Genomic DNA, 16966 nt, shown 5'->3' on the forward strand with positions numbered 1-16966 from the left:
GTCACGTCGAGCCAGTGCTGCGCCATGCGCTCGCCATAATGCGGCGACTGAAGCAGGCTCTCGACGACGTTCGCAAACGACTCCGCATCCGGTCGCCGATCGTTCACGAATGCTTGCACGTCTTCCGGCTTTGGCGGCAGTCCGAGGAGATCGAAGGTCGTCCGGCGAATCAGCGTCACGCGATCCGCCGCCGGCGCCGGCTGGAGACCGGCCGGCCTTTTGGCGGCGAGGAAAGCATCGATGGGATGGCTTGCGCCCCCTGGCGGAGCAGGTTTCTTCACCGGCTGATACGCCCACAAGCCATCGGGCTTGTATTTGCGGTTCGTCCATTCCGGCGACTGGCCGCCCGAGGTTCTCACCGGAACACCGTCCTCCGCCGACCACTTCGCCTTGTTTGCTTTCGCAATGGCCTGTGCGCGCGCATCGTCCGGCCACGGCGCGCCGCCGGCGATCCAGTCTTTGATCCAGGCGATCTGCTCCGCATAAAGCTTGTCCGCTTCCTTCGGCGGCATCGGTTCCCAGTCGTCATGTGTGCGCGTCACCGCGAGATAGAGCGGACTCGCCTCTGGCTTGCCCGCAACGACAGCGGGTTTCCCGCTATCTCCGCCCTTCAGCGTGGCCGCCAGCGTGCGCAAATCGAGGCCACCCTTGATCTTCGCCTCATCCTGGCCGTGACATGCGAGACACTTCTCATGAAACAAGGGCGCGACGCGGCGCACGAAAAGCGACTCGGCCTTTTCCTCCGCAGCCAGCGAAGGAACGGCGGCACCAACCATCACCAACCACAGTGCTGACAGGCGGGGCATTTTCATCGCTCTGGTTTTCAAAATTCAGGCAACCCGATCGGCCTTGCTGTTCGTTATTGAACGCCTTTTTTGCCGGCGGCATTCGGATTGTTCTTCTGGTTCGCGCCGCCCGGGCCCCAGTCCTCGTTCTTCACGCTGCTGCCGGGAAAGACGGGGGCGACGAGTTCCTTGCGCCAGTCGGCGAGAGTGCTGGCAAGGCGCTTCTTAAGGTCGGGTTGTTCGGCGGCGAGGTTCTGCTTTTCGCCGGGGTCGCTGGCGAGGTTGTAGAGTTCGGCGGGTTTGCCGTCCGGTTCGAGGAGTTTCCACGCGCCTTCGCGGACGGCGAATTCCTTCGCGCGCAACCGCCAGAGCAGGCGTTCGTGCGGAGGCGTTTTCACTTCGCCGGCGAGGTGCGGGACGATGTTCACGCTGTCGTATTTCTTGTCGGCCGGCATCGGCACGCCGGCGGCGGCAAGCGCGGTGGCGAAGGCGTCGAGCGAGATGACGGGATGGTCGTAGGTTTTGGCAGCGGGAAGTCTGTCCGGCCAACTGACGAGGAACGGCACGCGGATGCCGCCTTCGTACAACGTGCCCTTGATGCCGCGCCACGCGCCGTTGTCGGAGCCGCTCGGCGTGTGCCCGCCGTTGTCGCTGAAGAAGAAAATCAGCGTGCGCCCGCGCTGCCCGGTCTCGTTGAGCGCGGCCGTGACGGCGCCGATGGCGTCGTCGAGCAAAGAGATTTGTGCGAGATAACGGCGGCGCTGCGGATTCTGGATGTGCGAGAACTTTTCCAATCGCTCCGGCGTAGGCTCGTGCGGTGTGTGCGGCGCGTTGAACGGCAGGTAGAGCATCCACGGCTTCCCATTGTTCCGGCGGATGAAGGCCGCGGCCTCCTCGCCGAGCGCCAGCGTGAGATGCGGCGGCACGTTGCTCACGTCCTGGCCGGCGCGGATGAGCGGCAGCGTGTATTGACGTCCATTGATCTGCCAACCGGTGTAACGATGGCCGCCGCCGATGAAGCCGAACGATTCATCGAAGCCGCGCGCCCACGGCACGAAGGCCGGCGCGGAGCCGAGGTGCCACTTGCCAATCCAGCCGGTGCGGTAGCCCGCCGGCTTCAAGTGCTGCGGCAACAACTTCTCCGTCAGCGGCAGTCCTTCGTTCGCATCCAGCGGGTCATAGACCGGATTGTTCTCGTGCCCGAACCGGGCCTGGTAACGTCCCGTCAGCAATCCCGCCCGCGACGGCGAGCACACGGGATACGTGACATAGCCGCTTGTGCAGCGCACGCCCGACGCCGCCAGCCTGTCGAGATGCGGTGTCTCCGCCTGCTTGCTCCCGTGAAAGCCAACGTCCGCGTAGCCCTGATCATCGCTGACGATGATCAGGATGTTCGGCCTCTCCGGCGCAGCCCAGGCGCAGGCGGCGAGCAACAAAAAGAACACGATGATTCTCATGGGCTGAAACCAGCGGTTGGGAACTGGCGGCAAACGGCGGCCAGATGAATCCTTCTCATTATTCTCAATTCTTTCCGTCCCTTTCCGTCTTTGGCAAGTCCGGGTAACGGAAGATGGCGTTTAGGCTCATGCTGCCGCCCCCGCTCCAGCCCCAGACGCCCACGCGCCCGGCATCCGCCTCCGGCCATCGCTGGAGCATCAAACGCACAGCCGCGGCCTGATCGTGCGTCGCGAGGATGCCGATTTGGCGATGCACACTGCGCCGCCAGTCGCGTCCGCGCGGTGTGGCCGTGCCGCGATTGTCCACGCTGGCCACGAGGTAGCCTTGTTGAGCGAGCATCCAACTGTTGCAGGACGAGGTGCGCGCCGTCCGGTGTCCATTCGAGGTGTGGCAGGTAATGTTCGCGCGGATCGCCCGGGATTTGCAGCCAGCGCACTTTGCCTCCGGTCACGGCGACCACGCCCAGTCGCGTGGCCGAGTTCGTCTCCCCCACCTTGGGATAGGGGAAGGAAGTGATCGTCGGATAATTGCCGGCCGTGTTGTCGAGGAGATGAAACTGGCGCACGCCTCTGAGATCGAATTGCCAGAAGGCGAGCGAGCGACCGTCCGGGCTCCAGCGAAAGCCGTCGCGGATATCCAGTTCCTCCTCGACTCGATGTGCAACGGCTCGCTCTGCCCATCCGGAATGAAGGCACTGCCCGGCACGACGATTTCCTTGTGGCCGGAGGCGGCATCGTTGCGCACCAGGTCGCGTCCCTTGCCTCCGGCTTGCGGCGGCGCTTCGAGGGTGAAGTAAGACGCGGTGCGTCGGCTCCACTTGTATTCGCCCGGGCCGCGTTCCCTGAATTCGCCGGTGTCAAAAATCCGGTCCAGCGTGAGCAGCGTGGGATCAGTCGTGGCCGATTGAGACCGGGGCGCGGGGGCTTCGCCCTTGCGTGAGCGTTCCTCAGCCTGCCGACGGATGGCGGCTTTCGCCTGTTGCAGCCGCTCCGGCCACACGAACTTCGGAGCCTTCGCCGGATCGTATCCTGCCATGTGGCCGGTGAGCCGCGTGGTGGGCTTGGTGTATTTCAGCACGGTGTCGCCGAAAACCTCGCGGCACATGGCAGCGAGGCCGGGGTCGTATTCGAGCAATTCGGCGCGCGTGTTGACGTGATTGTGGTCGTGGTCGTTCTCCCGATTGTCGTCGAACCACGACTGGACGCCCTCGGCGAAATACTCGTGGTGATTCACGGCTGCATATTTGCCCTTCCAGAGGCCGGCCTTCATCGCCCGGTCGTAAGTCTCCTTCAGGCGCGTGTCAAAAGCGGGGTCCACGTTGACCAGGCCGCGCAGGTGCAGGTTGTGTGCGAACTCGTGGATCAAGATATTCTCCGCTGAGTACGGGTCACCGGCGTAGGCGAGGAGATTTTCTTCGCCACAGGAACAGAACGGATCCGTTTCGCTGCCGCCCAGGCCGCGGGCACGGGCGTCCCAGTAGTCTCGGGCGGGAACCCCCGGAGCCTCGGCATCTGGCGCATTTGCCAGCGAGGCCCACTCGGGCTGGTCCGTGGTAAATTCATTCCAGGCCAGAATCGAGAGTCGTGAACCGCTTTTGATCATCGCCTCCCGCACGTCGGGTCGCTTGGCGAGCATCAGGTCCACGAGGTAGGCGGCTTCCTTGAGCGCGTAGGGGTTCACCTTCGCTGACGCGACAATCGGATAGCCGTGGGCGGTGACCCGCTGAGTGTAGAATGCCGGCACACCGTCCTTGTCCGGCGGATCGAAGCGCACGGCTTGCACCGGCACGGCGCTGGTCACGTTCATCTCGGCCTTGTCCTGCTGTCCGACAATGACGAAGCGGTGGCCGTGGGTTGTCGTGATGATGGTGTTCTTTCCCGGAGCAATCGAGCCGTTGGGCACGCGCTCGGTGTCGTCCTTGAGCCAGAACACGTCCACCATCTGTTTGCTGCCGTTGATGATCTGGAGCTTCGGGCGCGGCGCGGCGGTGGCGGGTTGCGGATGGAGAACCGAAAGCAGGCAAACCAGGCCGGCGCAAAGATGAGTAGCGATCGCTTTCATGGATTGATTCTCATGAACCTTTCAAAGCCTGACAAACTCCGTCTGCATTTCTCCGGTCACGCGCGCCCCGCGTTCCTCGACGAACAGGTTGATCTCGGTCCGCACGCCGAAGTCCGGCAGGTAAAGCGCCGGTTCGATGGAGAAACAGGTCCACGGAATGATGGGGCGCTCGTCGTGCGTCTCCATGTTGTCGATGTTCGCGCCGACGCCGTGGACTTCGCGGCCGATGGAGTGGCCGGTCCGATGCCGGATGTTGTCTCCGTAACCGAGGCTCTGGATGTAGCTGGCGACTGCGTCGTCCACCTCGAAGCCCCGCAGAGTGCGGCCGGCCGCGCGGGCTTCCCGAACCACCTTGATGCCGACATCGCGCGCGCCCATGGTCACGGCGAACGCCTTCACCATCGGCTCCGGCACTTGCGCGCCGCAATACGCCATCCAGGTGATGTCGTAATAGACCGCGTCGGGTTGATCGAGCTTGGCCCACAAATCCAGCAGCACCAGGTCGCCGCGCCGGATTGGGGCGCTGCCCTTTTCCGGCGGACAATAGTGCGAGTCCGCGGCGTTCACGTTCGCGCCCACGATGGGCGGATGGTTGGTGGTCAGGCCGCGTTCCTTGAAGCGGCGCATCACGAACTGCTGCACGCCGTATTCGTCCAGGGGCTGTCCGGCGAGGGTGAACTGCTTGATGAAGTCGAACGCCTCCGCCCGGATGACGTCCACCCGGCGGCCCGCCTCGAGGTGCATCTCCAACTGGGCGGGCGTCCACTTCGCCTCGAAGACCTGGATCAACTCGGCCGAACTGACCACTTCCACGCCGAGGCTGCGGATGAGTTCCACGGTGCCAGCGTCCACGTTGGCGACGTAGGGCACGGCGCAGCGGGGCGAATACTGCATGGCGACCTTCTTCGCGCCCTGGAGAATCTGCTGGAGCCCGGTTTCCTGCTCCTGCCAGCGGGCGTAGAAGATTTTTTGTCCGGGCAGAATATTGAGCACGTGCGGTTCGACCTTGTGGATCAAGGCGCGCGGTTCGCCGCGTGCGGGAATGAAGTAATACCAGCGCCGGGTGACGTGGCTGGCCAGGTCGAGCCCGAGCACGTGATAGGCGAGCGGATCGCGCAGGTGATGATCGAAGAACAGCCAGCCATCGAGGCCGTTCGTCCGGAGTTCGTGTTGGAGGGAATCAATGTTCATCGTCTTGTCCGTTACCCGCAACTCCATCGGTCTCCGCATGTTGCTGATTTCGAGTCATTGCAAGGTCAGCGATAGTGGGAAACGGGGCGCGGCTTGACGCCGAGCTTTTCGTAGTTGAAACCGCTGCCGAGCGGCTGGTAGTTGCCGACGATTTCCACGCTGCGACTGGCGCTGATGGAGGACTCCATCCCCATGCCCCAATAGGCGGCATTGATGATCAGGCGGCGCAGGCCGGCGCTTTTCAGGTCGGTGCCGCTGCCCATTGTGCAGTGAAAGACGCGCGCGGTTTTGCCGCCGCTGGTCTGCCAGTGCTTCACCCACGCGACCGGGAGCGGTTCAAGTTTTTCATTCGGCGGGTCATCGGGCTGGCGGCCCATGAGCGGTTGGCCCCAGACCAGCGCGGTGCAACCCGCCGGCAGGCCCGCGCCTTCTTTGTAGGTGCGATACACATCCGAGTTACCCCAGATGTCGGTGACACCGGTGAGGACGGGATGGCGCTTCTGCTCCTCGACGATTTTCCCGCGCGTGGAATCGGCCATCCAGCGTCCGTGATGATTCAGGAACGTGCCGCCCAGCACGTCCTCGCCCCAGCGCACCTGCTTGCCGTTGATTTTGTAAGGTAGCGCGCCGCGAAAGCCGTGATTCGCGGTGCGGAGCGCGATGATGGGCTTGCCAGAGTCCACATATCTTACGATGTGTTCCTGCTCCGACTTGGGCAGCGTGAGCAGGCGGGTGAGAAAGATGACGAGATCGGCGATGGCAAGATGTTCGAGGCCGGGGATGTGATGTTCCTTGAACTCCGCCTCTTTTCCCTTCTCGGGATAGACCGGCATCGTGGGATCCACCTCGCCGCGCTCATTCACGCCGAAAAGCACGGTGCAATCGAACCCATGATGCGTGCTGAGAACTTTCGCCAGCATGGGCATGGACTGCTCGCCGCGATATTCCTGCTCCGCCGCGATGAGAATGACGTGTTTGCCTTTGCCGGGGCCGTCGCCGCCGGGATAGGTCAGCCATTGCGGATTCTGCGGCACGGGATGCGCGAAGACCGGGACAGAGACCGCGAGAAGAATGCTGAGGAGAGCTGCCAGAAGAACCCGGACAGAAGCCGCTGACAGAAAGAATGGGGCAGAAGAAACAGGAGCTTCAAGAGCAGGAACCAACCAATTCTTTCTGCCCCCTTCTCTCTGCCAGATCACCAGTGCGACGATGTTCTTCATGCGCTCACCTCGGGATTTCGTTCAGCGTGTAATAAGCGCGGTCGTGGAGCAAGGCTTCGCCATCGCGAGACTTGAAGTCGCGCAGATGGAAGTCGTGAACGTGGCCTTGCACAAGTCCCCGCACGCGCAGGCGGACGCTCATTCCATCGGGCGCGACTTCGGCGGCGGTGATGGTCGGCGTCGTTTGGTCCACTTCAGGGCTGCCGTAGCCTTGCTGGTAGATGTGCGTGTAGGTCTGGAGCACGTAGCTCTCGGGCCGCGCGGCTTGTGCGGGATCGGCGGGGCGCGTGAAGCGCACGACAAAGCCATCCGGCTGCGCACGGATGTCGAGAATCTCGAAGGGCGTCTTGCCGGTCCAGTCGAGCCGCTGGAGCAGGTTGTCCTTCATGCCTCGCACGGGCCAGCCGCGGTTCGTGCCGCCAGCGATGAGTTTGCCTTGTGGAGTGAAATGCACCGCGAGCAACCCGGTGCCGAGTCCTTCGCGGAACGGATAACACGCGCCCTGCCACACGCCGTTCACCTGCTCCGTCGTCGCGCGCATCACGATGCTCAACGTATAGTCGCCGACAAAAATCTGGTTGTCGAACGGCCCAAACTTCCCGCCCGCGCGACAGACTTCAAAGCCGGAAATCGAGCGGCCCATTTTCTTGTAGGGGAACACCACGGCGTAGGGCACGAGTTCCTTCACGCGCTTGCGCTCGGTTTCCATGCGCGAGGGCGTGTTGGGCATGACGGGGGCGGAGCCCATGTTCGTCGCGAAGGGATACCAATTGAAGCTGATGGGATGGCCCATGAAGCCGCCGGGCTTGAGGTGTTTCAGCGAACACGAGCCATTCCACGGCCCCTGACTTTCCACGTAAAACATCTCGCCGTGCTCGTTCGCGCCCACGCCGAGCGGGCTCCGCAGCCCGCTGCAAACCGGTGTCGTCCTGCCGTCGGGCGAAATCTTCAACGCCCACCCGCGGAACAGCGCCTTCGAGTTGTAGGACTCGGACAGCCCCAGCGCGACGTAGAGGTTGCCCGCCGCGTCGAACTTCGAGCCGAGCGCGAACTCGTGGTAATGCCCGAAGCCCCAGCCGTCGCTCACCGTGTCGTAACGGTCCGCGCGCCCGTCGGCGTTGGTGTCGCGGATGCGCGTGACCTCCGTCGCGTGCGTGGCGTAGAACGCGCCGTCGCGCCAGGCGAGGCCCAGCACTTCATCCAGCCCGCTGGCAAACGTGCTCACTTTCGGCCGCGGATTCTCGTCGCCCACGCCGCTGAACAGCAGAATTTCCCCGCGCCGCGTCCCTACCGCGAGCCGGCCATCCGGCAGCGACACGAAACTGCCCGCCTCGACATAGACGCCCCCGGGCATCGGCACGTTGACGATGCGATAGTAAGCCGCCTCCCGCTCCGCCGTGCCCCAGGTGTCGCCGAAATCTTCGGCAGCGGTTGCAGTCGGGCAGCAAATGCTGACAGAAAGAAGGGGGCTGAAAAAAAGGAATCTGATCATCAGTGTCTTCATTCTTTTTGCCCCTTTCTTTCTGTCAGCAGTCTTCATGGTCTTCCGGTCAGGTGATATTCGATGGTGAATGAACCGCTCACGGGCACGAGCAGTTCACGCGCGCCGTCCGCGTCGCGCACGCTGGCCGCAGCGGACACCCGCACCAGCAGTCCTTTGCCCACGATAAACTCACGTTCGCCTCTCGGCTGAATCGCCTTCTCGGCGGCCATGCGGAAGTGCATTCCCGGCGGTGGTGCGGCGGGGAATTTCAACGTTCGTTCGAGGAACAGTTTCCCGGCGTCGTCACGCCGTTCGATGAAGAAATCCTCGACCGCGAAGCCATTGACGGTGTAGCGGAGCGCAGGGCGCTGCTGTGCGTCGAGGGTGTAGCCATTGAACGAATGCGGTGACGGCTGCGGCGTGTCGTCAGGGATGGGCCATGCGGCGTCGGGCGTGTCGAGCAGGGCAAAGGCCGGGCCGGACGGGAAGTTCACAACATCTTTTCCCAACAGTCGCGCCTGGCCGGATCCTTGTCCGCGCCACAAGCCGGATGCCTCGATGAAGCCGCCGCTCCACAACGAGCCGAGCCGCATCTGCGCCGCGTCGAACGCGAGATTGATGCCGCCGGGATAACCGACACCCAGGCCGCGTTTACCAATGCCGGGGAACGCGCGCCGGATGATGACGGCCTCGTCTTTCACCTGCACCACGAGCGGCTCCAGCACCAGCCCGCGCGGCTCGCCGGCCTCGGGGCCGCGTGCGAGCCATTGCCAGAGCGCGTCGCGCTGCCGGCCAGGGTCGCCGCCGAGCACTTCGGGCAGCGGCGATTTCCCGTCCGGCCAAAACGCCGGCATGATGGTGAGCGGCGAGAATCGCTGCGGGCTGGTCATGTAATGGTGGAACCAGTTTTCCTCCAAGCGCTCCGTCATTGTCATCAAGTCGAGCGCGCGGATGGCCCCCGCACTCTTCTCGCGAAACGTGTGGCAGGCGATGCAGTTGAAACCCTTGCTGCCCGCCAGTTCACGTCCGGCCTCATGCGGCTTGTCGCGCTTGGCAACGGGCGTGAACTCAGCAGGCGGCAGCGTGTCGAGTTGCCTGAGCCAGCCCGCGAGCGCCTCGGTGTTGGCGGAGCCGAACTTCGGCATCCGCGTGTGGAGGTAAGGCCGCGCCGACGCGCCGTTCGCCATCACGTCGCGCAACCACGCCGCCTTGAGCTTCGCGCCCACACCGGTGAGCGGCGGCGGCAGCCGGCCCTGATCGCCGAGGTTTTCGTCCTTGCCGGTGAAATACTCGTTGCGATTTGTGGCGACGCCACCCAACCCGTCGCGCTGATGGCAGGCGACGCAATTCAGCCGCGTCAACGAAAGCTGCGCCTGCTCTACAGGCGTCCATGCCTTCGCTTCCTGCGCGAGCGCCGCCTTCACCGCCGTCCGCTGTGCCGTCGAAAGCGGATAACGCGGCCAGTCCCCGCGCTTCTCCGACAAGCAACCCTCGCCCGGGCGCACTTTGCTCAAGGCCGCCAGCGCCGCCGGCGCAACCTTCTCGCCCGTGCTGTGACATGCTTGGCAGCGATGCTCGACGAACAACTGCTTCCCACGCGCCGCCAGCTTCGCATCCGGCTGAAACGTCTCGAGTGCGACCTTCTGTTCGCGCAGCAAGTAGCTCGCGATGTCCTCCGCCTCGGCGTGCTCCAGATGCGAATCCGGCATTCGCCCGCTCGGACGCGCAGCGAGCGGGTCTTTCAAAAACTCCGTCAGCGAGAACAGCGTGAATTTCTCCGCCAGCGGCCCGAGCGGCACCGAGCCGGGCAGCGGTTTCTCCGACGAATGACATGCCACGCAACCGACCGAGTGATACAAAGCCCGCCCACGCTCGACCGCCTCCGTCCCGGGCAACCCCGACGCCACCGGCTTGCCCAGCGTCGCGAGATAATGCGCCAGCGCATTGGCCGCCTCGTCGCGCTGCGTCTCCGGCAAATGCCCCAGCACATCCGGCATCGTCGTCCCCGGCTTCACACCCGAAGGACTCGCCAGAAACCGCCGCAGATGCGCCCCGTTCGACCGTGCGCCGACTCCGGACAACTCCGGCCCCATCTTCGCCGCAAACGCCGGCTGCCCGCTGGCATGACACGCCGCACAACCGAGTTCACTTACCAGCACCGCACTCGCAAGATTCTCCGTGCCCTCGCGCTCCAATCCACCAATCACCGGCGGTGCTGCGCTCCACGACTTGGGCGCAAGCAGCAGCGCGGCGGCCAGAAGGAAAAAGGATTTCATCGGGAGGAAGTTTCTTCCTGACTCCTTCTTTGCGTCAACCATCGCGGAGCTGACAGAAAAAGAAGACTGTTCAAGGATCTGGTTGAAGGAGCTATCATTGCGCGGGCGCCACACCCCAGAGTTTTCCGAGCAGGGCGAACATTTCCGGGTCGTGCCGTTTCAGTTCGTCGCGGGTGAAGGGGAAGAAGTCGTTGCGCGAGAAAAACGCCTCGGTGGTTTCAGCGAAGTATTCCATCGGGTCGGTCATGGCATAGGCGCGCTCGACGGTGTTCGGCCTGCCGTCGCCGCGCGTGCGCTCGACGCGGTCGTACTCGCCGGCGGCCCTGGCGCGATTGTAGGCCGCCTTGATTTCCGCGTTGGCGAAGCCGTCCTGGAGCACGCGATGGTGAAAGGCGTGCGCGAGTTCGTGCAAGGCGAAGTTCGGCATCCGCTTCATCTCCGCCTCGAAATCATGCACGCCGGAAAACTCGACGGCCCGCGCCATGCCCGGGTCGCGCCCGTTGTTGCGAAGCCAGCCGGCGTCCGGGTGAAACTCCGCGCCGCTCCGGCCAGGCTTGTAGGCGGGCGAAAAAAAGAGCGGCACCTTGCGCAACTCGGCGACGGCGGGCGCGGGCACGTCGCGCGCGATTTCGTCGAGCATCTTTTTCAGCAGCACGAGGGCGCGCTCGGTGTCGGCGGGTTCGGATTCGAGCAGCTTGGTCTGGATGTGAACCTGCCAGCCGGAAAGGTCGCGCGCCTGGCGGGGAATCGGCGCGGTGGTCTTGGGCGGCGTGGACGAGTCGGGCCGGCTGCGCCCGCTGGCTTTGGACTGGTCAAGCAAAGCTCTCAATTCCTTCACGACCTCCGGGCGGGCGGCAAACAGGTTGTTCGTTTCGCCGGGATCGGTCTCGAGGTTGTAGAGCTGGCCCGGCGCGCGCGGCGTCGTGTCGGGCCGGCCAAATGGTTTCATCTCGCCGCGTTCGTAGTTGTTTCCGCCCGAGCCGGGATGGTCGAGATACTTCCACGGGCCGCGCCGGATGGAGAGCGTGCGCGCGCCGCTGAACGCCTGCTGGAGCAGATACGGGCGGATGGACGCGCGATCTTCACCGCGCAGCGCGGAGAGCATGTTGAAACTGTCCTCGGCGGCGTTGTCGGGGAGCCGCGCGCCGGTGATGGCGGCGACGGTGGCCATCACGTCGGTGAGGCTGGTGAGCTGAGCGCTCGTCGTGCCGGGCTTCACCTGGCCGGGCCAGCGGACGATGAACGGCACGCGATGGCCACCCTCCCAACTGTCGCGCTTCACGCCGCGCCAGGGTCGCGCGCCGTCGTGGTCGTGATCGGCGCGCATGTGGACGACGCTCGTCGTCTCGGGCCCATTATCGCTGGTGAAAATGACGAGGGTGTTGTCCGCGACGCCGAGTTTTTCGAGCGTGGCGAGCAACTCGCCGACGATCCAGTCGAGCTGATGAATAAAATCACCGTGCGGCCCGGCTTTGGTGGCGCCTTTGAACCGCGGCGCGGCGAACGACGGCAAATGCACCGCCTGCGCGGAGTGAAAGAGGAAAAACGGCTTGCCCGGCGATTCGCGGACGTGCCGCTCCAAAAACTCGCGGCTCCTTTTCAGGAACACCAGGTCCACGTCCTCCATCGGAAAATTCGTGGCGATGAGACCGGCGCGGCAGTCGTTGGCGTAGGCGTGCCTGGGGAGCTTGGATTTGTCGAGCGGGCCAGCCGGCGGCACCGGCACGCGGTCGTTTTCGATGAAGGCGTAGAGCCAGTCCGTCGTGGGACAGCACGCCGTGCCGAAAAAACTGTCGAAGCCGCAGTCCACCGGCCCGCCCGCCAGGCGCCGCGAAAAATCCACGCGCCGCACGGCCGCGAGTCCGCCCGCGTTCACGGGCTGCCCGTCTTGGTCAAAGAACGTCAGGCCGACGTGCCACTTGCCGACGCAGGCCGTGCCGTAGCCTCGCTCGCGGAGCATCGCGGGCAGCGTGAGCTTCCCTTGCGCAATCAAAGACGGCCCGCCGGCGCCGGTGAAAACCGTGCCGCCATTCGGCACGCGAAACGCCATCTGCCCCGTGAGCAGACTGTAGCGCGTGGGCGTGCAGACGGTGGCGGGGCTGTGCGCGTCGGTGAAACGCATCCCCTCGCGCGCAAGCCGGTCCAGATTCGGCGTGGCGACCTTGGACCGCTCGTTGTAGCAGCGCACGTCGCCATAGCCGAGGTCGTCGGCGAGGATGAGGAGGATGTTGGGTGGGTCCGCCGCCACACAACGTCCGGAGAACAGGACGCCAAGCGCAATCAGAAGGCCGAACAGTGATTTCATGTCGGGCGCGGGATGGTCCCCATCTTGCCGCCTGCCTCTCCGTTGCTGACAGAAGGAAGGGGGCGGAAACAGGGGAATCGGTTGCTTCGCGTCGAAAGTGAAGACGATTTTTTTCATGGTGAATTTGTGTGCCGGAGCATTCTTCGAGTCTGACTTCATTCGTAGTTGAACTGAACACCTACGGCCGAGTCTTCAGCATCTGCGCGAGCTGCGCTTCGCTGAACTCGTATGGCCCCGCGCTCGGCGGGCGGAACTCGGTATTTAGGCTCCGTCCACCCCACGCGGTCTTGATGAATCATCTTTCCAGTCCGCCACGCAACCACGCGGCGTTCACTCTCGCGAGTCCGTCGCCGGCTTTGTCCTGCGTGGTTATTTCTTGCGTGAATTTCAAGCCAGCACCCCTTTCACCACGGAACCGTGCACATCGGTCAAACGGAACTGGCGGCCCTGGTAGCGATACGTCAGCGCCTCGTGGTTCAGGCCGCAGAGGTGCAGCATGGTCGCCTGCATGTCATGCACGCTCACGGGGTCACGCACGATGTTCCACGCGAAGTCATCGGTCTCGCCGAAGACGCTGCCGGGCTTCACGCCGCCGCCCGCCAGCCACATGCTGTAGGCGCGTCCGAAATGATCGCGGCCCGTCGGCTTTGCCGGATCGCCCTGGCCGAAGGGCGTGCGGCCAAATTCACCGCCCCACAGGATGAGCGTGTCGTCGAGCAGACCACGTTGCTTCAAGTCCATCACCAGTGCGGCGCTGGGCTGGTCGGTGTCTTTGCATTGCTCGGCGAGTTGCGTGAACAAATTGCCGTGCTGATCCCAGCCGCTGTGCATGAGTTGCACGAAGCGCACGCCGCGCTCCACAAGCCGCCGCGCGATGAGACAGTTGTTCGCGTAGGTGCCCTTCTTCAACGCATCGGGGCCGTAGAGGTCGATCACGCTCTTTGGTTCCTTCGAGAAGTCGAGCAGGTCGGGCACGCTGGCCTGCATGCGGAAGGCCATCTCGTATTGCGCGATGCGCGTGTCGATCTCCGGGTCGCCGTAGTGCTTCAAGTGTTCGGCGTTCATCGCCTGGATGTCGTCGAGCAATGCGCGCCGGCCCTCGCGGCTCATGCCGTCGGGGTTGTTGAGATACGGCACCGGATCGCCCGTGTTGCGAAAACGGACGCCTTGGTAGCGGCTCGGGAGAAAACCGCTGCCCCAGTAGTAATCGTAGAAAAGCTGGCCGCAGGTCTTGCCTTTGTCCGAGGAAGTCATGGCGACGAACGCGGGCAATTCATCCGTCTCGCAGCCCAGTCCGTAGGCCAGCCACGCGCCCATGCTCGGGCGTCCGGGAATCTGCGAGCCGGTCATAAAGAAGGTCACGCCCGGCGCGTGGTTCACCGCCTCGGTGTGCATCGAGCGCACCACGCAGATGTCGTCCGCCACGGAGCCGATGTGCGGGAGCAGTTCGCTGATCTCGGTGCCGGATTTTCCCCACGCTTTGAACGGCTTGATGCCGGGAACCGCCGGCCATTTCTTGTAGCCGCTCGACATGGTGGAAAGCCGCGTCGCGCCGCGAATGCTGTCGGGGATGTCCTTGCCGGACTCCTCCACCAGCACGGGCTTCGGATCGAACAAGTCCACATGCGACGGCCCGCCGCCCTGCCAGAGGCAGATGACGTGTTTCGCGCGCGGAGCGAAGTGCGGGAGGTTCGGCAGGCCGGGCTGTTTGCCTTTCAAGGGCCCGTTCGCTGCGAACAAACCAGTGCGGCCAAGCAGCGAGGCGAGCGCGATGCCGCCGATGCCTTGCGCGGCGGCGCCGAGGAACGTGCGGCGCGTGACGCGCTGGAGGTTGAGGGAAAGGGAGTGATGGAGCGGTGGAGTGGTGAGTGGGGCGGCAACGGAGTGGTGGAGTGGAGGAGTGATGGGACTCGCGTCTTTGGTCATCCTTGAATCAATCGTGGGCTTTCGGCTCATAAAATCATTCCTCCAATACTCCGTCATTCCGTTTCCCCCGCGATCCAGTTCTTCGCCTCGCTGCCGTACACCTCGTTCGACTCCCGGAGCACGACCGCCTCCGTCCAGCTTCCCTCGTCGCGCTTGCGCTCCAGCGACTCGACGAGGCGGAGCATCCCGTTCTCCAGGCGGAAGGCGAGCGCGTCCAGCATCTCAAACTGCTCCGGCGTAATCTGCCCGGCGCGCTGATAAGCGAAGTAACCAGAGACCGACTCGCCGAGGGAGCCGAGCGAGATGTTGAGCGCCTGTAAATACTCGCGAATGGTCCGCCGGCAGTAGCCTTCGGCGATGTTGCGATGCACCGAGTCCGCCGAGGCAATCGCCTGTGAGACGATTTTCTTCCGCTCAAAGGGCCAGTTCTGGAAGGTCTCGCAAGTCAGCCGATAGAGATCGATGGCGTCCTGCCAGACGCGGAGTTGCTGGTAGCCACGGTTGAGGTTGCGACGCGGGAGCGGCGCGGGAGGAGTGGAACCGGAGTGATGGAGTGATGGAGTGGTGGAGGGATGGCCTGTCGCCCCTCCAGCACTGCCACTGACGTTTCTGCGATTTTTGTAGTTCACGTTCATAACTCCATCACTCCACTACTCCGCCCCCTCACTCCCTGGTCAGCGCCTCATCCAAATTGAACAACGCCAGGCAGACCGTGCTCATCGCGGCGTGATCCGCAGGATTCAACTCCTTGTCCCGCGCGGCGGCCCCACTGCTCACGAGCTTCGTCGCCGCCTCCGCATCAGCAGCGTAGATGGCGTGCTGGCGGTCGTAGGCGCGCGCCAGCAGTTTCAGGTCGTTCTTCGTCGGCACGCGACCGAGCACGCGGCGGAACGCGAAGGTGAGTTGTGCGTCGCGGCTCCTCTCGGAGTGCAACGTCTTCTCCGCCAGCACACGCGCCGCTTCCATCCACGTCACGTCGTTGAGCGTGGTAAGCGCGTGGAGCGGCGTGGACGTGGTGCCCGCGCCCACGCGGCAGGTCTGGCGCGCGGAGGCGTCGAACATGTTGACCGGGCCGACGGTGCGCCGCCAGAAGGTGTAGAGACTGCGCCGATACAGGTCCGCGCCCTTCGACGCGGGATAGGTGAAGTCGCGTTCCTTGGTGATGGCCAGCGTCTCCCACACCGCGTCGGGTTGGTAGGGATAGACTGGCGCTCCGCCGATGCGCGCATCGAGCAGGCCGCTCGCGGACAGGGCCACGTCGCGAAGAATCAGCGACGGCATGCGGAAGCGTGACGCGCGGGCCATCAGGCGGTTCTCCGGATCGCGCTGGATTAACTCCGGCGTGGCCCGACTGCTCTGACGATACGTCGCGCTGGTCACGATGAGCCGGTGAATGTGTTTCTGGCTCCAGGCGCGCTCGCGAAACTCCACCGCCAGCCAGTCGAGCAAATCACGATGCACCGGCACTTCGCTCTGCACGCCGAGGTCTTCCACCGTCTTCACCAGGCCGTTGCCGAAGAAGTATTGCCACATGCGGTTGACCTGCACGCGCGCGGTGAGCGGATGCTCCGGCTGAAACAGCCAGTGCGCGAAACCAAGCCGGTTGCTGGCCGCGCCGGCCGGCTGCGGCGGCAGGAACGACGGCGGCGCGAACGTCACCTTGGCTTTGGGCTTCAAGTATTCGCCCCGGTCGAGGATGAAGGTGTCACGCGGTTTTGTGTCCTCCATCACCATCACGCGCGGCATCTCCTCGTTCTTGAGGTTGGTGATCCTGCCCTTGAGCACATCGACTTTCTTGCCGAGCGGGTCTTTCTTCGCCAGGTCGGGCCACACCTTTTCCTCAAAATGTCTGCGAACGGCTTTCTTGTCCGCCTCGCTGCGTTCGGCTGCGGGCTGCGCGAGAATGGGCGTGATGTTGTGGGGCAGGTTGGCGCGGTTCGTCTCCACCGTCGCGCTCCAGTTCGTCCACGCCACCTCGCGCTTCCCTGCGAGGTTCGCCTCGGCCTCCAGATTCTTCAGCTCGGCTTCCCAGCCGGCGAGTTGCTTCTTCTGCTCCGGCGAAGAGAGATCAAGCGTGGGTCCGGCGGCCCGAATGCGTTTGCCGCCGCCGGCCAGGCCGTTCTCCGGCAGTTGGTTGAACAACGCCATCATCCCGTAGTAATCGCGCTGCGTCATCGGATCGTATTTGTGGTCGTGGCATTGCGCGCAGGCCATCGTGAGGCCGAGCCAGGTCGTCGCCGTGGTGTCCACGCGGTCGAACA

At 64.1% G+C, this 16966-nt stretch carries 11 protein-coding genes and 2 pseudogenes; all 13 read right to left on the bottom strand.

Annotated elements, in window-relative coordinates; all coding sequences use genetic code 11:
- The coding region (locus FJ386_12890) for a DUF1549 domain-containing protein (GenBank protein ID MBM3877592.1) at nt 1–812 on the bottom strand (812 nt) is incomplete at its 3' end.
- A 47-nt stretch (nt 813–859) separates the two neighbouring features.
- The gene (locus FJ386_12895) at nt 860–2242 is read right to left on the bottom strand and encodes a sulfatase (GenBank protein MBM3877593.1); all 1383 of its coding nucleotides are present in this window, start codon (nt 2240–2242) and stop codon (nt 860–862) included.
- Nucleotides 2243–2306: 64 nt separating this feature from the next.
- Nucleotides 2307–2582 (bottom strand): hypothetical protein, encoded by a 276-nt coding sequence (locus FJ386_12900; GenBank protein ID MBM3877594.1) that lies wholly within the window; start codon nt 2580–2582, stop codon nt 2307–2309.
- A pseudogene (locus FJ386_12905) lies at nt 2572–3090 on the bottom strand (hypothetical protein). Before FJ386_12905 ends, FJ386_12900 begins: the two are co-directional and overlap by 11 nt.
- Nucleotides 3091–3179: 89 nt before the next feature.
- Nucleotides 3180–3974, bottom strand: a pseudogene (locus FJ386_12910) (hypothetical protein).
- 351 nt (nt 3975–4325) lie between these two features.
- A complete protein-coding gene (locus tag FJ386_12915) occupies nt 4326–5495 on the bottom strand; it encodes an aminopeptidase P family protein (GenBank protein MBM3877595.1) in 1170 nt (389 codons plus the stop codon).
- Between the two features lie 65 nt (nt 5496–5560).
- Nucleotides 5561–6715 carry a ThuA domain-containing protein gene (locus tag FJ386_12920; GenBank protein ID MBM3877596.1) on the bottom strand — a complete coding sequence of 385 codons (1155 nt, stop codon included), beginning with the start codon at nt 6713–6715 and terminating at the stop codon, nt 5561–5563.
- Nucleotides 6716–6719: 4 nt separating this feature from the next.
- The gene (locus FJ386_12925) at nt 6720–8219 is read right to left on the bottom strand and encodes a hypothetical protein (protein MBM3877597.1); all 1500 of its coding nucleotides are present in this window, start codon (nt 8217–8219) and stop codon (nt 6720–6722) included.
- A 32-nt stretch (nt 8220–8251) separates the two neighbouring features.
- A complete protein-coding gene (locus tag FJ386_12930) occupies nt 8252–10516 on the bottom strand; it encodes a c-type cytochrome (GenBank protein ID MBM3877598.1) in 2265 nt (754 codons plus the stop codon).
- Nucleotides 10517–10568: 52 nt separating this feature from the next.
- A complete protein-coding gene (locus FJ386_12935) occupies nt 10569–12779 on the bottom strand; it encodes a hypothetical protein (GenBank protein MBM3877599.1) in 2211 nt (736 codons plus the stop codon).
- A gap of 387 nt (nt 12780–13166) precedes the next feature.
- The gene (locus FJ386_12940; GenBank protein ID MBM3877600.1) at nt 13167–14705 is read right to left on the bottom strand and encodes a DUF1501 domain-containing protein; all 1539 of its coding nucleotides are present in this window, start codon (nt 14703–14705) and stop codon (nt 13167–13169) included.
- A gap of 53 nt (nt 14706–14758) precedes the next feature.
- A complete protein-coding gene (locus FJ386_12945; GenBank protein ID MBM3877601.1) occupies nt 14759–15340 on the bottom strand; it encodes a four helix bundle protein in 582 nt (193 codons plus the stop codon).
- Nucleotides 15341–15368: 28 nt separating this feature from the next.
- The coding region (locus tag FJ386_12950; GenBank protein ID MBM3877602.1) for a DUF1553 domain-containing protein at nt 15369–16966 on the bottom strand (1598 nt) is incomplete at its 5' end.

This window comes from Verrucomicrobiota bacterium (genome assembly GCA_016871675.1).
In the GTDB taxonomy this organism is placed as follows: Bacteria; Verrucomicrobiota; Verrucomicrobiia; order Limisphaerales; family VHCN01; genus VHCN01.